Source organism: Streptococcus sp. 1171_SSPC (assembly GCF_001069335.1).
Classification (GTDB): Bacteria; Bacillota; Bacilli; order Lactobacillales; family Streptococcaceae; genus Streptococcus; species Streptococcus xiaochunlingii.
In genome coordinates, this window is sequence record NZ_JWAK01000015.1 from 1 (window position 1) to 17,128 (window position 17,128).

Annotated in this window: 19 protein-coding genes; 17 read left to right on the plus strand and 2 right to left on the minus strand. The window is 46.8% G+C overall.

Annotated elements, in window-relative coordinates; all coding sequences use genetic code 11:
- Positions 1 to 211 precede the first annotated feature (211 nt).
- Entirely contained in the window at positions 212 to 382 is a 171-nt protein-coding gene (locus tag ADF75_RS10025) for a DUF3042 family protein (protein ID WP_003002781.1), read from the minus strand.
- 83 nt (positions 383 to 465) lie between these two features.
- Here ADF75_RS10025 and miaA point away from each other — a divergent pair, with 83 nt between their 5' ends.
- From miaA to ADF75_RS01670, 11 genes are all read left to right on the plus strand, one after another.
- Positions 466 to 1,356 (plus strand): tRNA (adenosine(37)-N6)-dimethylallyltransferase MiaA, encoded by an 891-nt coding sequence (gene miaA, locus ADF75_RS01620; RefSeq protein WP_048788916.1) that lies wholly within the window; start codon positions 466 to 468, stop codon positions 1,354 to 1,356.
- Positions 1,343 to 2,593, plus strand: coding sequence for a GTPase HflX (hflX, locus tag ADF75_RS01625; protein ID WP_048788917.1), 1,251 nt, complete (start codon positions 1,343 to 1,345; stop codon positions 2,591 to 2,593). The genes miaA and hflX overlap by 14 nt, the downstream gene beginning before the upstream one ends.
- Positions 2,577 to 3,197, plus strand: a complete 621-nt coding sequence (locus tag ADF75_RS01630; protein ID WP_048788918.1) for a cystathionine beta-lyase — start codon at positions 2,577 to 2,579, stop codon at positions 3,195 to 3,197. The genes hflX and ADF75_RS01630 overlap by 17 nt, the downstream gene beginning before the upstream one ends.
- 10 nt (positions 3,198 to 3,207) lie before the next feature.
- Entirely contained in the window at positions 3,208 to 4,137 is a 930-nt protein-coding gene (gene rnz, locus ADF75_RS01635) for a ribonuclease Z (RefSeq protein ID WP_048788919.1), read from the plus strand.
- A gap of 1 nt (position 4,138) precedes the next feature.
- Positions 4,139 to 4,894: an SDR family NAD(P)-dependent oxidoreductase gene (locus ADF75_RS01640; RefSeq protein ID WP_048788920.1), complete on the plus strand. Its 756-nt coding sequence runs from the start codon at positions 4,139 to 4,141 to the stop codon at positions 4,892 to 4,894.
- 10 nt (positions 4,895 to 4,904) lie between these two features.
- Positions 4,905 to 5,615, plus strand: a complete 711-nt coding sequence (locus tag ADF75_RS01645) for a class I SAM-dependent methyltransferase (RefSeq protein ID WP_048788921.1) — start codon at positions 4,905 to 4,907, stop codon at positions 5,613 to 5,615.
- Position 5,616: 1 nt separating this feature from the next.
- The gene (locus tag ADF75_RS01650; protein ID WP_048788922.1) at positions 5,617 to 6,021 is read left to right on the plus strand and encodes a GNAT family N-acetyltransferase; all 405 of its coding nucleotides are present in this window, start codon (positions 5,617 to 5,619) and stop codon (positions 6,019 to 6,021) included.
- A 123-nt stretch (positions 6,022 to 6,144) separates the two neighbouring features.
- Positions 6,145 to 8,361, plus strand: coding sequence for a single-stranded-DNA-specific exonuclease RecJ (recJ, locus tag ADF75_RS01655; protein WP_152902312.1), 2,217 nt, complete (start codon positions 6,145 to 6,147; stop codon positions 8,359 to 8,361).
- Positions 8,362 to 8,471: 110 nt separating this feature from the next.
- On the plus strand, positions 8,472 to 8,984 hold the full coding sequence (locus ADF75_RS01660) for an adenine phosphoribosyltransferase (protein WP_003002788.1): 513 nt from the start codon (positions 8,472 to 8,474) through the stop codon (positions 8,982 to 8,984).
- A 101-nt stretch (positions 8,985 to 9,085) separates the two neighbouring features.
- Positions 9,086 to 10,030 (plus strand): homoserine O-acetyltransferase MetA, encoded by a 945-nt coding sequence (gene metA / locus ADF75_RS01665; protein ID WP_048717344.1) that lies wholly within the window; start codon positions 9,086 to 9,088, stop codon positions 10,028 to 10,030.
- A 9-nt stretch (positions 10,031 to 10,039) separates the two neighbouring features.
- A complete protein-coding gene (locus ADF75_RS01670) occupies positions 10,040 to 10,726 on the plus strand; it encodes a DnaD domain-containing protein (protein ID WP_048788924.1) in 687 nt (228 codons plus the stop codon).
- A gap of 35 nt (positions 10,727 to 10,761) precedes the next feature.
- On the opposite strand, the gene add is transcribed toward ADF75_RS01670, so the two are convergent.
- Positions 10,762 to 11,781 (minus strand): adenosine deaminase, encoded by a 1,020-nt coding sequence (add, locus tag ADF75_RS01675; RefSeq protein WP_048788925.1) that lies wholly within the window; start codon positions 11,779 to 11,781, stop codon positions 10,762 to 10,764.
- Between the two features lie 137 nt (positions 11,782 to 11,918).
- Here add and yghU point away from each other — a divergent pair, with 137 nt between their 5' ends.
- From yghU to ADF75_RS01705, 6 genes are all read left to right on the plus strand, one after another.
- Positions 11,919 to 12,710, plus strand: a complete 792-nt coding sequence (yghU, locus tag ADF75_RS01680; protein WP_048788926.1) for a glutathione-dependent disulfide-bond oxidoreductase — start codon at positions 11,919 to 11,921, stop codon at positions 12,708 to 12,710.
- 81 nt (positions 12,711 to 12,791) lie between these two features.
- Positions 12,792 to 13,481, plus strand: a complete 690-nt coding sequence (locus tag ADF75_RS01685; protein WP_048788927.1) for a tRNA (adenine(22)-N(1))-methyltransferase — start codon at positions 12,792 to 12,794, stop codon at positions 13,479 to 13,481.
- Positions 13,468 to 14,265 carry a Nif3-like dinuclear metal center hexameric protein gene (locus ADF75_RS01690; protein ID WP_048788928.1) on the plus strand — a complete coding sequence of 266 codons (798 nt, stop codon included), beginning with the start codon at positions 13,468 to 13,470 and terminating at the stop codon, positions 14,263 to 14,265. Before ADF75_RS01685 ends, ADF75_RS01690 begins: the two co-directional genes overlap by 14 nt.
- A gap of 6 nt (positions 14,266 to 14,271) precedes the next feature.
- Positions 14,272 to 15,363, plus strand: coding sequence for an NAD(P)/FAD-dependent oxidoreductase (locus tag ADF75_RS01695; RefSeq protein WP_398578233.1), 1,092 nt, complete (start codon positions 14,272 to 14,274; stop codon positions 15,361 to 15,363).
- Between the two features lie 260 nt (positions 15,364 to 15,623).
- Positions 15,624 to 16,493: a glucose-1-phosphate thymidylyltransferase RfbA gene (rfbA, locus tag ADF75_RS01700; protein ID WP_048788930.1), complete on the plus strand. Its 870-nt coding sequence runs from the start codon at positions 15,624 to 15,626 to the stop codon at positions 16,491 to 16,493.
- Entirely contained in the window at positions 16,493 to 17,086 is a 594-nt protein-coding gene (locus ADF75_RS01705; RefSeq protein ID WP_023022979.1) for a dTDP-4-dehydrorhamnose 3,5-epimerase family protein, read from the plus strand. Before rfbA ends, ADF75_RS01705 begins: the two co-directional genes overlap by 1 nt.
- Positions 17,087 to 17,128 lie beyond the last annotated feature (42 nt).

Here is a 17,128-nt window from a genome sequence, read left to right on the forward strand (position 1 = left end):
AAGTTCCATGACTTAGTTTTGAACCTAAGGTTTCAAAACTATCGAGTGCTTGAACCATAGTGGTTCAAGCACTTTTTCTCACGGCGGAAAGTTTTAGATTTGCTTAAATGCTTATCTAATAAAAAATTTTTGAAATATTATCTAGCTAGTTAATGTAAAAATAGTTTGTTTCCATTCAAAAAACTCCGGTTTCCCGGAGTTTTTCTTTTGATTAGTGTGATACACGACGACGTGCTGCTTTTTTGCGGTTTTCTTCGATGAAAGCTGCTTTTTGTTCTTCAGGCTCGATTACTTTTTTCTTGAATGTGTAAACTGCACCTGCTACAGCAGCAACTGTACCAGCAACACCAGTAACAAAACCTTTACCAAATCCTTTAGCCATGAGAATTTCTCCTTTTTAGAACTTTAAATTTTTATGTTATAATATATGGTAACGAAAAAATGCGATTTTTGCAAGGAAAAACGATGAAAAACAAGATAATTGTGATAGTGGGACCGACCGCTGTTGGCAAAACAGCCCTCGCTATCGAGGTGGCCAAGCGCTTTAACGGAGAGGTCATCAGCGGAGATAGCCAGCAGGTCTACCGCACCCTAGATATCGGAACAGCCAAAGCTAGTCCAGAAGATCAGTCGGCAGCTCCCCATCATCTGATTGATGTCCGCGAGGTGACAGAGACTTACTCGGCCTATGATTTTGTGACAGAAGCTAGCCAAGCCATCGAGGAGATTCAAGAACGAGGCCACCTTCCCATTATTGCTGGAGGGACAGGCCTCTATGTCCAGAGTCTCTTAGAAGGCTATCACCTAGGAGGGGATGTTGCCCACGAGGATATTCTAGCCTATCGGGAGTCCTTGTCCCCTCTCACTGATGAAGAACTGTTTGACCGAGTAGCGAAAGAGGGAATTGAGATCCCGCAAATCAATCGCAGACGGGCTATGCGGGCCTTGGAAATCGCCCATTTCGGTCAGGACTTGGAAAATCAAGCTCCAGCCCATGAACCCTATATCATCTGTTTAGATGATGATCGCCAAGCCTTGTATGACCGCATCAATCGACGGGTGGATTTCATGGTTGAGCAGGGCTTGTTAGAAGAAGCTCAGTGGCTATATGAGAACCATCCTGAGGTTCAGGCGGCGAAGGGGATTGGCTACAAGGAGCTCTTCCCTTATTTCAAGGGGGAGCAAAGCCTTGAAGAGGCTCTTGAACAGCTCAAGCAAAATACGCGCCGTTTTGCCAAGCGCCAGTTGACCTGGTTCCGCAATCGGATGACAGTTCATTTTTACCAGATTGGAGAAGAAGGCTTCAAGGAGCGGGTTCTTCAAGATATAGAAAGATTTTTAGATGATAGAAACTGAGAAAAAACAGGAGCGGGTCCTCATTGTCGGTGTCGAACTTCAAGGCATGGAGAACTTTGACATGTCTATGGAGGAGTTGGCCAGTCTAGCCAAGACAGCTGGGGCAGAAGTCGTCGGCGTCTACACTCAAAAGAGGGAGAAGTACGACAGTAAGACCTTTGTCGGCTCTGGGAAGCTAGAAGAGATTGCCCAAATGGTCGATGCGGATAAGGTTTCGACCGTTGTCGTTAACAACCGTTTGACCCCTCGCCAGAATGTGAATTTAGAAGAAATTTTGGGTGTGAAGGTCATCGACCGGATGCAGCTGATTTTGGATATCTTTGCCATGCGGGCTCGGAGCCACGAAGGCAAGCTCCAGGTTCATCTAGCCCAGCTCAAGTACCTTTTGCCTCGTCTCGTGGGTCAAGGGATCATGCTTAGCCGTCAGGCCGGGGGGATTGGTTCCCGTGGACCGGGAGAAAGTCAGTTGGAGTTGAACCGCCGGAGTGTCCGCAATCAAATCACCGATATCGAGCGTCAACTCAAGGTGGTCGAGAAGAACCGTGAAGTGGTCCGGGAAAAACGCCTAGAATCCCCCATCTTTAAGATTGGCTTGATTGGCTATACCAACGCTGGCAAATCAACCATTATGAATGCCTTGACCAGTAAGACCCAATACGAGGCAGATGAACTCTTTGCGACCTTGGATGCCACCACCAAGAGCATCCATCTAACAGGCAATCTACAAGTAACTCTGACAGATACAGTTGGTTTTATTCAGGACTTGCCGACAGAGTTGGTGACCAGTTTTAAGTCGACCCTGGAAGAAAGCAAGAATGTGGATCTCTTGGTCCATGTCATCGATGCCTCTGATCCCAACCATGAAGAGCATGAAAAGACAGTTCTTCAGATTATGAAGGATTTGGAGATGCTGGAGATTCCACGCTTGACTCTCTACAATAAGGCTGATAAGGTCGAGGACTTTACACCGACCCAGACACCTTACCGCCTGGTTTCGGCCAAGGATCCCGATAGTCGGACTAAACTGCAGGACATTCTACTTGAAAAGATGCAGGAGCTCTTCCATCCCTTTACGATTCAGGTTCCTTTTGATCAAGCCTACCGCATCCATGAATTGGAGACCATTGCCATATTGGCTGAGCGTTCCTATGAGGAGACTGGTGAGGTCATAACAGGCTACATCGCCCCTAAAAATGCATGGAGACTAGAGGAGTTTTATCATCATGGATTATCTTAATATCGCTCTCAGCTATGGGGGCTATACCAGTCTAGACAAGGTCTATTTGGAGCGGGTCTTAGCGGGATTGACAGAAGAGCAAAAGCTCCAGTTTATCACGCCACCGCCCAGTGTAATCAATGCCTACTTCGCTGAGCTTTACCAAAAGAAGAGCCCCGATGCAGCAACAGACTACTATGAACAAGTCACTGAGGTCTTTGATCTCTATCAGACCAGTCCCAGCTTCGAGGAGGACAAACCCTTTGTCCGTCTCAATCTCTCTGGCAAGGCCTATGGCTTTTGCTACCGAGAAAAGGGATTAGCTCAAGTCTTTGCCCAGCAAGCAGAAGCCATCAGCATGGATCTTTTGTTTGAGATAGCGCAAATCTTTCCTCACTACCTTGTTTATGAAGAGGGAGGCTTGATCTTGATGCGTCTGGTTAGGGATGAAGAGGTAGTCGAGACCAAGGAGTTATCAGCTTTGTCTAATCTTGAAGAGCTGGCAGATGGTAGCATCCGTCTATCTGGTTACAACCAGGACGAATTGGTTCAATTAGCCACTGCCTACCCAGGAAAAATCGCCGTTCGATCAAAAAATCGGACTGCTATGATCTATATTAGTTAGAAAGAATACAATGGAAATTCAATTTTTAGGAACGGGTGCGGGACAGCCGTCCAAATCTCGTAATGTCTCAAGTCTAGCCCTCAAACTCTTGGATGAAATCAATGAAGTTTGGCTCTTTGACTGTGGGGAAGGAACGCAAAACCAAATCTTAGAAACCAGCATCCGTCCTCGAAAGGTCAGCAAGATTTTTATCACCCACTTACATGGGGACCATATCTTTGGTTTGCCAGGTTTCCTCTCTAGTCGCGCCTTTCAAGCCAATGAAGAGCAGACGGATTTAGAGATTTATGGACCGGTTGGGATCAAATCCTTTGTCTTGACCAGCCTTCGAGTTTCCGGTTCACGCCTGCCTTACAAGATCCATTTTCATGAGTTCGATGAAGGTTCACTTGGGAAAATCATGGAGACCGATAAGTTCACGGTCTATGCCGAGGCCTTGGACCACACCATTTTCTGTGTCGGCTACCGGGTCATGCAGAAGGATTTGGAAGGGACCCTCGACGCAGACAAGCTCAAGGCAGCAGGGGTTCCATTTGGACCACTTTTTGGCCAGGTCAAAAATGGGCAGGATGTTACCCTGGAAGATGGTACCAAGATCATTGCTGCGGATTATATCTCAGCCCCTCGACCGGGTAAGATCATCACCATCTTGGGCGATACCCGGAAGACCAATGCCAGCGTCAGACTTGCCGTCAATGCAGATGTTCTCGTGCATGAGTCTACCTATGGCAAGGGCGATGAGAAGATTGCTCGTAAGCATGGCCACTCGACCAATATGCAGGCAGCAGAAGTGGCGCGTGAAGCAGGAGCCAAACATCTTCTACTCAACCATATCAGTGCCCGCTTCCTCTCCAAGGACGTCAGTCAATTGCGCAAGGATGCGGCGACTGTGTTTGAGAAGGTCCATGTGGTCAAGGACTTGGAAGAAGTGGAGATCTAAGATGCAAACTATCGTCATTACAGGCGCGAGTGGAGGCCTGGCACAGGAAATGGTTAAGCTCCTTCCTGAGGACCGGCTTATTCTCCTAGGGAGAAATCAAGAGAAACTGGAACAACTCTATGCTGACCATCCTCAAGCCGAATGCATCGGGATCGATATCACCGATTCATCATCTGTCCAAAAGCTCGTCCAAGAGCTCTATCAGCGCTATGGGCAGATTGATGTCTTGGTCAACAATGCAGGCTATGGGATCTTTGAAGAGTTTGACCAGATTACCAATGAGCAGATCCATGCCATGTTTGAGGTCAACACCTTTGCCCTCATGCAGCTTTCACGCTTGATGGGTGCGCACATGAAGGAAGCAGGCAAGGGGCACATCGTCAACATCGTCAGCATGGCGGGTCTCGTCGCAACAGCCAAATCCAGCCTTTATTCAGCTACTAAGTTTGCGGCCATTGGCTTCTCCAATGCCCTGCGCTTGGAACTCATGCCCTTTGGTGTTCATGTGACGACGGTCAATCCAGGCCCCATTCGGACCACTTTCTTTGACCAGGCAGACCCAGACGGAAGCTATGTCAAAGCGGTGGATCGCTACATTTTGGAACCGGACTTTGTGGCTAAGAAAATTGTCAAAAACTTTGGAAAAGCAAAACGTGAGCTCAATCTGCCTTGGCTTTTGAACCTGACCCACAAGCTCTATACCCTTTTCCCTCGCATCTCGGACAAGCTAGCCAGCAAGATGTTTAATTTCAAATAGGAGGAACCGGATGGCAACCAATATTCAAGCTTATTTAGAAAACCTCCAGCAACCCTGGGGACAGATCTATTATGATATCCTTTTTGAACAATTACAGGACATCAAAGGTAAGCGGGTGCTTGATTTTGGTAGTGGCTTTGGCCTGGTGGCCAACCACCTAGCGAAAGACAATGAGGTCCTTGCTGTGGAGCCCAATGAGGAAATGGTGGCCTTGCGGGCCCAGGACCATCCCTACCAGCAATTCGTCGGGAGTTTGGACCAGTTAGCAAGTCTTGAAGATGCGAGCTTTGATGTTATCCTCTGCCACAATGTCTTGGAATATGTGGAGGATCGCAAGGTGATTCTCAGGGAATTCACCCGCCTCTTGAAACCAGGTGGCCTACTCTCCATCGTCAAGCACAATGAAGTTGGCCGCGTCCTGCAGACAGTCGTCTTTGAAAATGATCCTCAGAAGGCGCTTGATCTCTTAGCCGGCCAAGATTTGGAAACCCACTCCATGGGCTTGGCCCAGGCCTATGATCTCGGTGCAGCAGTAGAAGATCTAGCCCTCGAAGTTCAGGACTACCAGGGAATTCGTGTCTTTTATGCCTTGCAGGACAATCACTTCAAAGGCCAAGAAGGCTGGCGAGAGTCCATGCTTCAGATGGAGCTGGCCGTTTGTCAGGAGTCCCCTTATCGGGATATAGCCTTCTTCCAGCACTATAGGTTAAAAAGGAGTTAAGATGTTAGAGTACAAACAAGAGATTCCAGCGATGGCAGACTTACTCGCACTCTACAACTCGGTCGGTTGGACCAATTATACCAACAACCCAGCTATGCTAGAAGAAGCTGTTAAAGCCAGTCTCTGGCAGTTGGGAGTCTATGATGAGAAAGAGCTCGTCGCCTACATTCGCTTGGTAGGTGATGGCCACTCTGTCCTTTTGGTACAGGACCTCTTGGTGCGACCAGATAACCAGCGCCAAGGCATCGGAAAGAAACTCCTAGAAGAGGCTTTAGCGACCTTCCCCACCGTCTATCAACGGCTTCTCGTCACTGAACGGAGCGAGAAAAATCTTGCCTTTTACCAGTCCTTAGGATTTGTCGAACTTTCAGAGCAAGCCTGTACAGGGATGATTTATAAAATTTGATGGAGAGGATTTCCGGATAGGGAATCCTTTCTTCATTTCTTCTGTAAAATCATTTTTTCGCATTTGAAAAAATAATTCATGTTATAATAAGAAGACTAGATGACAGGGAGAAAAGAAAAACAGATGATCACGTCAAAATATGAATGGCAGTTTGCTGCGCCCTTTTCAGATGATACTTTTTTGGCGCAAGCAAAAAAGAGAGGATTAGAAGCATCTGCAGCCAAGTTACTGGGAGAACGAGGGATCCAGACGGAAGAGGCGCTGGATCGTTTTCTTGAACCGCGGCTAGAAGATCTGCATGATCCCTACCTGCTTCACGATATGGACAAGGCAGTGGATCGCATTCGCCAAGCCATTGAAGACTATGAACAAATCCTAGTTTATGGAGACTATGATGCGGACGGGATGACGGCCGCTTCTATTATGAAGGAAACCCTGGAGCAGATGGGGGCGGAAGTAGCTGTCTATCTACCCAACCGCTTTACGGATGGCTACGGTCCCAATGCCAGTGTCTACAAGTATTTTATTGAACAGCAGGGGATTTCCCTCATCATCACGGTGGACAACGGGGTAGCAGGCCACGAAGCCATTGAATTGGCCCAAAGCATGGGAGTAGATGTTATTGTGACAGACCACCATGCCATGCCAGAAGTCTTGCCCGATGCCTATGCCATCATTCACCCCGAGCATCCAGATGCTGATTATCCTTTCAAGCACCTAGCGGGCTGTGGGGTTACCTTTAAGTTGGCTTGTGCCCTCCTAGAAGAGGTGCCCCTAGATTTCCTTGATCTGGTAGCCATTGGAACCATTGCGGATATGGTTAGTCTGACAGACGAAAACCGCATCCTAGTCAAGTATGGCCTAGGTGTCCTTCGTCAAACCCAACGGATCGGTCTCCAGGAAATGCTCAAGCTGGCCACCATCGCTCCTCAAGATGTAAATGAAGAAACGGTTGGTTTTCAGATTGCCCCTCGTCTCAATGCGCTGGGTCGCTTGGATGACCCAAATCCAGCGGTCGAGCTCTTGACGGGCTTTGACGATGAAGAAGCGCTGGAAATTGCGCTGATGATTCAAGCCAAGAATGAAGAGCGCAAGGAGATCGTCCAAACCATCTACGATGAGGCCAAAGCCATGGTCGACCCAAGTCTTCCCGTTCAAATCTTGGCCAAGGAAGGCTGGAATCCTGGTGTCCTAGGGATCGTATCCGGTCGCCTACTTGAAGAGCTCCATCAGCCTATCATCGTCCTCACCATAGACCAAGGCAAGGCCAAGGGAAGTGCACGAAGTCCCGAAAGTGTCCATATTTTTGAAGCCCTAGATCCCCATCGTGATCTCTTTATCGCCTTTGGGGGCCACGCGGGTGCAGCTGGTATGACTTTGGAAGTGGACAAGCTCCCTCGTTTGACCGAGATTTTTTCTGACTATATTGTAGGAAAAGGGATTGACCTGACGGCCAAATCCACACTCTTCGTGGATGAGGAGTTGGACCTAGAAGAGCTGACCTTGGATACCTTAAAGAGTTTTGACCGTCTCGCTCCTTTTGGGATGGACCATAAGAAACCTGTCTTTTACATTCGTGATTTTCAAGTGGAGTCTAGTCGGACCATGGGGGCTGGCAATAGCCATCTGAAGTTGAAGATTCAAAAAGGCGATGCCCGCTTTGATGTGGTGGCTTTTGGTCAGGGCCATTTGGAATTGGAGTACTCCCAAGCAAAAAACTTGGAGTTGGTGGTATCCTTGTCCGTCAATCAGTGGAATGGACAGACCACCCTGCAACTGATGGTCGTGGACGCCCGTGTAGAAGGAGTTCAACTCTACAATATTCGAGGGAAAAATGCTCCTCTCCCACAAGCCATCCCCCTCTTTAGTCAGTTGGAAGAAGGGGAAGATTGCCCTGCTATTGTCATCGATCGCATCCCGGATGATCTGGCTGACTTAAAAGCCTTCTTCCAAGAACAGAGCTTGCAAGCGGTCTATTTTAAAAATGAACTAGACAAGGCCTATTACCTGACAGGCTACGGCAGTCGTGATCAGTATGCCAAACTCTACAAAACGCTGTATCAGTTCCCTGAGTTTGATATTCGCCATAAGCTCAGCCAACTATCTGACTACCTCAAGATTCCACAAGTTTTGTTGATCAAGATGATCCAAATCTTCCAAGAGTTGGGCTTTGTCCAGATTAAAAATGGCATCATGACGGTTAACAAGGATGCGGAGAAGAAGGAAATTGCCTCTAGTTCCATCTATCAGGATTTGGTGCAGACGGTCAAAGACCAGGAACTCATGGCCCTAGGGTCTGTGCAAGAAATCTATGATTATTTGCTTTCTGATGAAAAGTAACGATTGCTCATGAATCATACTAAAGTCTGCTTTTTTAAGACTTTCAAGTGCATCTCATAAATTTTCATGGTATAATGAAATGTAAACATAAATTTTGAAAGAAGTTAGAAATGAATTTAAAAGATTACATTGCAAGCATTGAGAACTATCCACAAGAAGGAATTACCTTCCGTGATATCAGCCCTTTGATGGCAGATGGCAATGCTTATAGTTATGCGATTCGTGAAATCGTTCAATACGCAACGGATAAGAAAATCGACATGATCGTCGGCCCTGAAGCGCGTGGATTCATTGTTGGATGTCCGGTCGCTTTCGAGCTCGGTATTGGTTTTGCGCCTGTTCGTAAACCTGGCAAATTGCCTCGTGAAGTCATCTCAGCGGACTACGAAAAAGAATACGGTGTGGATACCTTGACCATGCACGCCGATGCTATCAAACCAGGTCAACGCGTTCTCATCGTCGATGACCTCTTGGCAACAGGCGGTACCGTTAAAGCAACCATCGAAATGATCGAAAAACTCGGTGGAGTGGTTGCAGGTTGTGCCTTCTTGATCGAGCTCGATGATCTCAAAGGCCGCGAAGCAATCGGAGACTACGATTACAAGGTCTTGATGCATTACTAATATAGTTTAGAGCTATATCTAGATAGAGAAAAACCATAATTGAAAACTATATGCTCCTGTCTTATAATAAGAGGTAACAACTTGTAAGATGGGAGCTTTTTATGCCAATTACCTTAGATAAGAAATTACCAGCAGTTGATATTCTTCGCTCAGAAAATATTTTTGTCATGGATGATATTCGGGCAACTCACCAAGATATTCGTCCGATGAATGTTCTGATTTTGAATCTCATGCCGACTAAGGTAGCCACTGAGACTCAACTCTTACGCCTCCTGGCCAATACTCCCTTGCAGATCAATGTGGATTTCCTCTATATGACGAGCCATGAGTCTAAGACGACAGCGGCAGAACATATGGAAGTCTTCTACAAATCCTTCGAGGATATTAAAGAGAACTATTATGACGGCTTGATCATTACGGGAGCTCCAGTAGAGAAACTAGCCTTTGAGGAAGTGGATTACTGGGAGGAGTTAACAAAGGTCTTTGCTTGGTCGAAGCGCCATGTCTTTTCAACTCTGCACCTTTGTTGGGGTGCCCAAGCTGGTCTTTATTACCGCTATGGGATTGAAAAAGTAGCCCTCTGCGACAAGCTATCTGGGATCTATGAGCAAACAGTCATGAATCCGCAGAATCGCTTGATGCGTGGCTTTGACGATGCTTTCTTGGCCCCTCACTCACGTTATACAGATGTCCCCCTTAAGGAAGTGCTGGAGAAGAGTAACTTGCAAGTCCTGGCTCAGGGGGGTGAAGTAGGACTATCTATCCTGGCCAGTCCAGACCTTCGAGAGGTCTATAGTTTTGGTCATTTGGAGTATGACCGTGATACCTTGGCCAAGGAATACCAGCGAGATGTCAAAGCAGGCTTGAATCCAGATCTTCCAAAGAATTATTACGATCAGGATGACAGTAGTCGGGACCCTCGGATGCGGTGGAACTTAGCGGCAGCCAACTTCTTTAGTAATTGGATCAATTATGCAGTTTACCAAGAGACTCCTTATCGTTTGGAGGAGTTAGAAAAAGATATTTCATTTTATGGTTACCTATAAAGGGGTAGTATGACATATTCACAAGCATTTAAGTCGGGCAATTTGGTCTTACCAAGTGCCTTACTTTTCCATTATCACCATTTATTTAAAGACGCAGAGGATTTTCTGGTTTGGCAGTTCTTTTACTTGCAAAACACGACCAACCAATCCAGCCTCACGCCGAATCAAATTGCAGATGCGATTGGCAAGTCTGTCACAGAAGTCAACCAGTCCATGTCTCGCCTGACCAACCAAGGGTTGCTCCAATATCGGACCATTGAGCTGGATGGAGAGATTGAAGTTCTATTTGATGCGACTATTGCCCTTGAACGCTTGGATGACCTGCTTCAAAGTAAGACAGATACCGCAAAGCGTGGGCAAGACAAGCAAGCAGAGAATGAACTGGCTGATTTGGTCAAAACCTTTGAGCAGGAGTTGGGACGTTTGTTGACGCCATTTGAAATCGAAGATTTGACGCAGACAGTCAAGCAGGACCAAACAGACCCTGATATTGTGAAGGCTGCCTTGAGAGAAGCTGTCTTTAATGGCAAACCTCACTGGAAATACATTCAGGCCATTCTGCGCAATTGGCGACGGGAGGGCATTACCAGTTTGACACAATTAAAAATCAAACAACAAGAACGGGAAGCCCTTCAGCCTGAAAATGTCACAGTTTCAGATGATTTCTTACAGGCGATGGATTTGTGGAAAGATTAAAAAACTAGCACTCATAAAGTGCTAGCTTTTTTTGTTTATAAATAGTCCGCGTAAGCTTTTTCTAGTTTGGTGAGGAGTTCTTGTTTTTCCTCATCACTAGCAAAGGAAGCTTGGATGGCATCGACATTGTGCTGGTAAAAGTCAGCTGGCGTCGTTTGGAAGTGGCGATGGTAGAGGGCATATTCCTTGGCCAGGTCGGTATCAGAGACGGTCCGGTTATCGGTGTTGATACTGATATGGGCTTGAGCTTCCTTCATCTTGAGGTAAGGGAAGTCCGCCACAGTGGTAGCTGCCTTGGTTTGAAGGTTACTAGTTAAACAGAGCTCACCGGTGACCCCATTTTTCACAAACTCTTTTAGAAGCTTTGGTTCATCCGCTAGCAAGGTCACGTGACCATTTCGTTTGATGCCATAGGCCATGGATTGAGCGACGTTGGCTGGACAGTGGCACTCGCCAGCATGCAGGGTCATGGGACGGTTGTACCTTTTAACCTGTTGGATGAGGGCATCAATGGCTTGTGGTGGGTAGTGGTGTTCATCCCCAGCGAAGTCAAAGCCGACAAAATCTTGATCCCTAACTTGGTTGGCTTCTGCCAGGATACGAGAGGTGAGTTCTTGATCCGACTGGCGCATACCACAGACGAGGGCTTTTGAGACAATGCCAAATTCATCCTGGGCTTGGCGCAGTCCTTCACAGACAGCATCGATAGTTTCTGGGACAGTGAGCCCTTGGTCCATGGACAATTCTGGGGCAAAACGAACCTCAATGTAGACGACATTTTCCAAAGCAGCTTGCTTGGCCACATCATAAGCAGCAAGGGTCAAGGCTTCCTTGGTCTGAAGAAGAGGGCGAATGTAGTCGAAGGCCTCCAAATAGTCCAAAAGATTCTCACAGTGGGCAGGTGCAGTGACATGGTGCTTGAGCTCTTCATCACTAGCAGGAAGGTCAATATTGGCCATGGCTGCCAATTGGCGAATGGTCGGAAGAGACAAGGAACCGTCTAAGTGGCAGTGTAGTTCTGTCTTTGCCAAACTATGAAAGTCGATCGTGGACATGTTTTTTCTCCTTCAAAATGTATTTTTTCTATACTATCATTTTGCCAAGAAAAGTCAAGTAAAGCTAGTGTAGCAGATTTTTGAAAGTAGCGACTGGATTTGATATGCTAGTAGTAACATAGACAAAGGAGAAAAGTATGTCAGACTATCAATTACCAGAAGTATGGGAAGCACCGAGCCAGATGGGAGGAGCCTGGGGTGGTTTGAACCAACCAACAGCAGGTGCCCGCTTTGAACAAACTCTTCCAAAAGGCGACCAGCCTTTCCAACTCTATACCCTTCCAACACCTAATGGGATCAAGGCCACCATTATGCTGGAAGAATTAAAAGAGTTGGGAGTGGAAGCTGGTTATGATGCTTATCGGATTAAGATTGGCGAGGGAGATCAATTTGGCAGTGACTTTGTAGCCATCAATCCCAACTCAAAAATTCCAGCCATGTTGGATCAATCAGGCGATCAAGACATTCGGGTCTTTGAATCAGCCAATATTCTCTTGTATCTAGCAGAGAAATTTGGCCAATTAATCCCGTCTGATCCTGCTAAACGGACAGAAGTTCTCAACTGGCTCTTTTGGCAGACAGGTGCCGCGCCTTTTTTAGGCGGAGGATTTGGCCATTTCTTCCATTATGCTCCTGAGAGAATCGAGTATGCCATCAACCGTTTTGCTATGGAAGCTAAACGCCAATTGGACCTACTGGACAAGGAATTGGCGATTAAACCTTATATTGCAGGAGATGACTATACCATTGCGGATATTGCCATCTGGTCTTGGTATGGCCGTCTAGCCCAAGACAAGGTCTGGGACCGAGCAGGAATTTTCCTAGATGTGAAGGAATACAAGCATTTGCAAGCTTGGACAGAGAAAATTGCTAATCGCCCAGCTGTAAAACGTGGCTTGGAAGTAGAGTATAAGGAAATTAATGCATAAGAAAAGGGCGCCGTTGCGCCTTTTTTTAATGGTGCAAACATGGTATACTAAAGGATGGAATAAAAGTTTAGAAAGTAGCACATGGAATTTACAAAATTATCAAATCGCTTGGACTTGGTGGCTAGCTTCGTCCCAGCTGGAGCGCGTCTGTTGGACGTGGGGAGTGACCATGCTTATCTGCCAATCGCCCTCTTACAAGAAGGCAAGATTGAGGCTGCCATTGCTGGTGAAGTGGTTGAGGGACCCTATCAGTCTGCCCTCCAAAATGTCGCAGATAATGGCTTGGAGGACAAGATTGAGGTCCGTCTGGCCAATGGTTTGGCTGCCTTTGAACCAGCAGACGGCATTTCCTGTATCACCATTGCTGGCATGGGAGGACGCTTGATTGCTGATATCCTAGCAGCAGGTCTTGAAAAATTAGCCAATGTCTCTCGCTTGGTCCTACAGCCCAATAATCGGGAAGATGAACTGCGGGCTTGGTTAGTAGACCATGATTTCCGCATTGTTGATGAAGCAATCTTGGAAGAAAATGAGAAGTTCTATGAGATCCTCGTGGTGGAACAGGGTTCTCAAGAGTTGACAGCTATGGAACTGCGTTTTGGTCCCTATTTGATGCGGGAACAAGCTCCAGCATTTGTCCAAAAGTGGTCCAAGGAAGTAGAGAAATTAGCCTTTGCCTTGGAGCAGGTCCCAGTTGATAATCAATCTGCCAGAGCATCGTTAGAAGAGCGCATCGCACAAATCAAGGAGGTTCTACATGTTAGCAAGTGAAGTCATCAAACGCTATGAAGCCTATTGTCCTCAGGAGCTTTCCATGGAGGGAGATGTCCGTGGCCTACAGGTCGGCACGCTACAAAAAGACATCCAAAAGGTCATGGTGGCTCTGGATATCCGCGAGCAGACGGTGGCAGAAGCTATCGCCCATGGGGTGGACTTGATCATCGTCAAGCACGCGCCCATTTTCCGTCCCATCAAGGATTTGGTAGCCGATCGGGCCCAAAATCAAATCTATATCGATTTGATCAAGCATGATATCGCAGTCTACGTCAGCCATACCAATATTGACATTGTCCCAGATGGTCTCAACGATTGGTTCTGCCAACTTTTGGACATTGAAGATACAGAGCCCCTCAGTATAACAGGAGAAGAACTCGGAATCGGGCGCATCGGTCAGCTGTCCGCCCAAACCTTTGGTCAGTTGGCTGAAAAGGTCAAAGAAACTTTTGGCCTAGATGCTTTGCGCTTGGTCAGTTATGACCAGACTGATTTGGATCGGGTTGTTGCGCGTGTCGCCATCTGTGGAGGAAGTGGCCAGTCCTTTTACAAGGATGCTCTCGCTAAAGGAGCTGAGGTCTATATCACAGGAGATATCTACTACCACACGGCTCAAGACATGCTGAGCGATGGGCTCTTGGCCTTGGATCCAGGGCACCATATCGAGGTTCTCTTTGTCTCGAAACTAGTAGAAAAGCTCAATCAGTGGAAAGCTGAAGAAGCGTGGGAGATTGAAGTGATTGGCAGTCAAGCCAGTACCAATCCTTTTTACCATATCTAAGTGGCCATCATGAAAGTTGCCATTATCGGTGCAGGGATCGTAGGGTCTACTGCCGCCTATTATTTATCCAAAGAAGCACAAGTGGATCTGACCGTCTATGACCATGGAGTCGGCCAAGCAACTAAGGCAGCGGCAGGCATTATCAGCCCTTGGTTTTCCAAACGGCGGAATAAGGCCTGGTATCGTCTGGCTCGTCTGGGAGCTGATTTTTACCAAGAATTGGTAGAGGACCTGGCCAAGGACGGAATCGAAACAGACTTTTACCAGCAGACAGGGGTCTATCTCCTTAAGAAGAAGGAAGAGAAATTAGATGAACTCTATCAGTTGGCGCTGAGTCGACGGGAAGAATCTCCCTTAATCGGAGACTTATCGATTTTGACCACAGAAGAAGTGGCCCAGCAATTCCCAGGTCTGCAAGGGTTTGAGAATCTCCTTTATTCATCAGGTGGGGCCCATGTAGAGGGAGCCCTTCTAACGGAAACCCTTCTAAAGGCAAGTGGGGCAAGAGTCATCAAGGAAGAGGTTGCTCTTTCCGCCTCGGATCATGGCTATCAGATAGCAGGAGAAAGCTATGACCAAGTTATCCTAGCGACAGGAGCCTGGCTGAGTCAGGTGCTCGAGCCACTTGGCTACCAAGTCGATGTCCGTCCCCAAAAAGGACAGTTGCGGGATTATCAGCTAGACTTAGTTACTGATGATTATCCCGTGGTCATGCCTGAAGGAGAGTTGGATATCATTCCCTTCCAAAATGGCAAAATCAGTATGGGCGCTACCCATGAGAATGAGATGGGCTTTGACCTGACGGTTGATCAAGTTCTGCTAAATCAGATGGAAACAGAAGCCTTGGCCTACTATCCAGAACTAGCTCAAGCGACAGTTGTCGGCGAGCGCGTGGGTACTCGGGCCTACACCAGTGACTTTTCACCATTTTGGGGAGCTGTTCCTGATCAAGCAGGCCTCTATGTCGCTAGTGGACTAGGTTCGTCCGGCCTCACAACGGGTCCCCTCATTGGTTGGCATCTAGCCCAACTAGTGGCAGGAGGAAAGGTGCGCTTGGATCCAGCAGATTATCCAGTTGATCAGTATGTGAAGAAGTAGGCTGGGACAAAAGTCCTAGCCTCTCAATTTTCTTTGGATTGTCGAGCAAGACGAAGTGGTTGAGTGGGCTCTACTACAAGGTAAGGTTTTCAGACGGCTCAGTCAAGGAGCAGTAATCTATTTGAATCATGAGTAAGACCAATGCTAACAATTCTACAACTCTCATCTCCGGTCATCACCTTGCAACACAAATGCAAGGTGACTTTTTTATATAAACATGATAAAATAAGGGTAATGACTACGTAGAAAGGCCTAACATTATGAAAGGTATTATTTTAGCCGGTGGTTCGGGGACTCGTTTGTATCCTTTGACCCGTGCCGCTTCCAAACAGTTGATGCCCATTTATGACAAACCAATGATCTACTACCCATTGTCAACTCTTATGTTGGCAGGGATCAAAGAAATCTTGATTATCTCAACTCCGCAAGATCTTCCTCGTTTTGAAGAGCTTCTTGGAGATGGTTCTGAACTTGGTATTTCCCTCTCTTATGCAGAACAACCAAGTCCAGACGGCTTGGCACAAGCCTTTATCATTGGTGAAGAGTTCATTGGTGACGATCATGTTGCCCTCGTTCTTGGAGATAATATCTTCCATGGAAATGGCTTAACCAAGATGTTGCAACGGGCTGAAGCAAAAGAAAAAGGAGCGACTGTCTTTGGTTACCAAGTCAAAGATCCAGAACGCTTCGGTGTGGTAGAGTTTGATTCGGATATGAACGCCATCTCTATCGAAGAAAAACCAGAACATCCAAAATCGAATTTTGCAGTGACTGGACTTTACTTCTATGACAATGATGTGGTAGAAATTGCCAAAAACATCAAACCAAGTCCTCGTGGCGAGCTTGAAATCACTGATGTCAACAAGGCTTATTTGGAGCGTGGAGATCTCTCTGTTGAGCTCATGGGCCGCGGCTTTGCTTGGTTGGATACGGGAACTCACGAAAGTCTCTTGCAGGCTTCTCAATATATCGAGACTGTTCAACGCTTGCAAAACGTCCAAGTTGCCAACCTTGAAGAAATCGCCTATCGCATGGGCTATATCACCAAAGAACAAGTCCATGAATTGGCGCAACCTCTTAAGAAAAATGAATACGGACAATACTTGCTCCGTTTGATTGGAGAAGTTTAATGACAGAACAATTTTTCGGAAAAGAATTAGCAGCCCGCAAGATTGAAGCCATCCCAGGTTTGATGGAGTTTGATATTCCAGTTCATGGGGACAACCGTGGTTGGTTCAAGGAAAACTTCCAAAAGGAAAAAATGCTTCCTCTTGGCTTCCCTGAAAGCTTCTTTGCCGAAGGCAAGTTGCAAAATAACGTTTCTTTCTCGCGCAAGCATGTCTTACGTGGTCTGCATGCAGAACCTTGGGACAAGTACATTTCTGTGGCAGATGAAGGAAAGGTTCTTGGCACTTGGGTAGACCTTCGTGAAGGTGAAACATTTGGGAACACCTATCAAACTGTGATCGATGCCTCTAAAGGGATTTTTGTTCCTCGTGGCGTAGCCAATGGTTTCCAAGTTTTGTCTGACAAAGTAGCCTACAGCTATTTGGTCAATGACTACTGGGCATTGGAGCTCAAGCCAAAATATGCTTTTGTCAACTATGCAGACCCAAGCCTAGACATCCAATGGGAAAACTTGGAAGAAGCAGAAGTCTCAGAAGCAGATAAGAACCACCCATTGCTCAAAGACGTCAAACCCCTAAAAGCAGAAGATTTGTAAAAATAAACCTTGCACAGTATTTTTGCGACTGCAAGGAGCTTG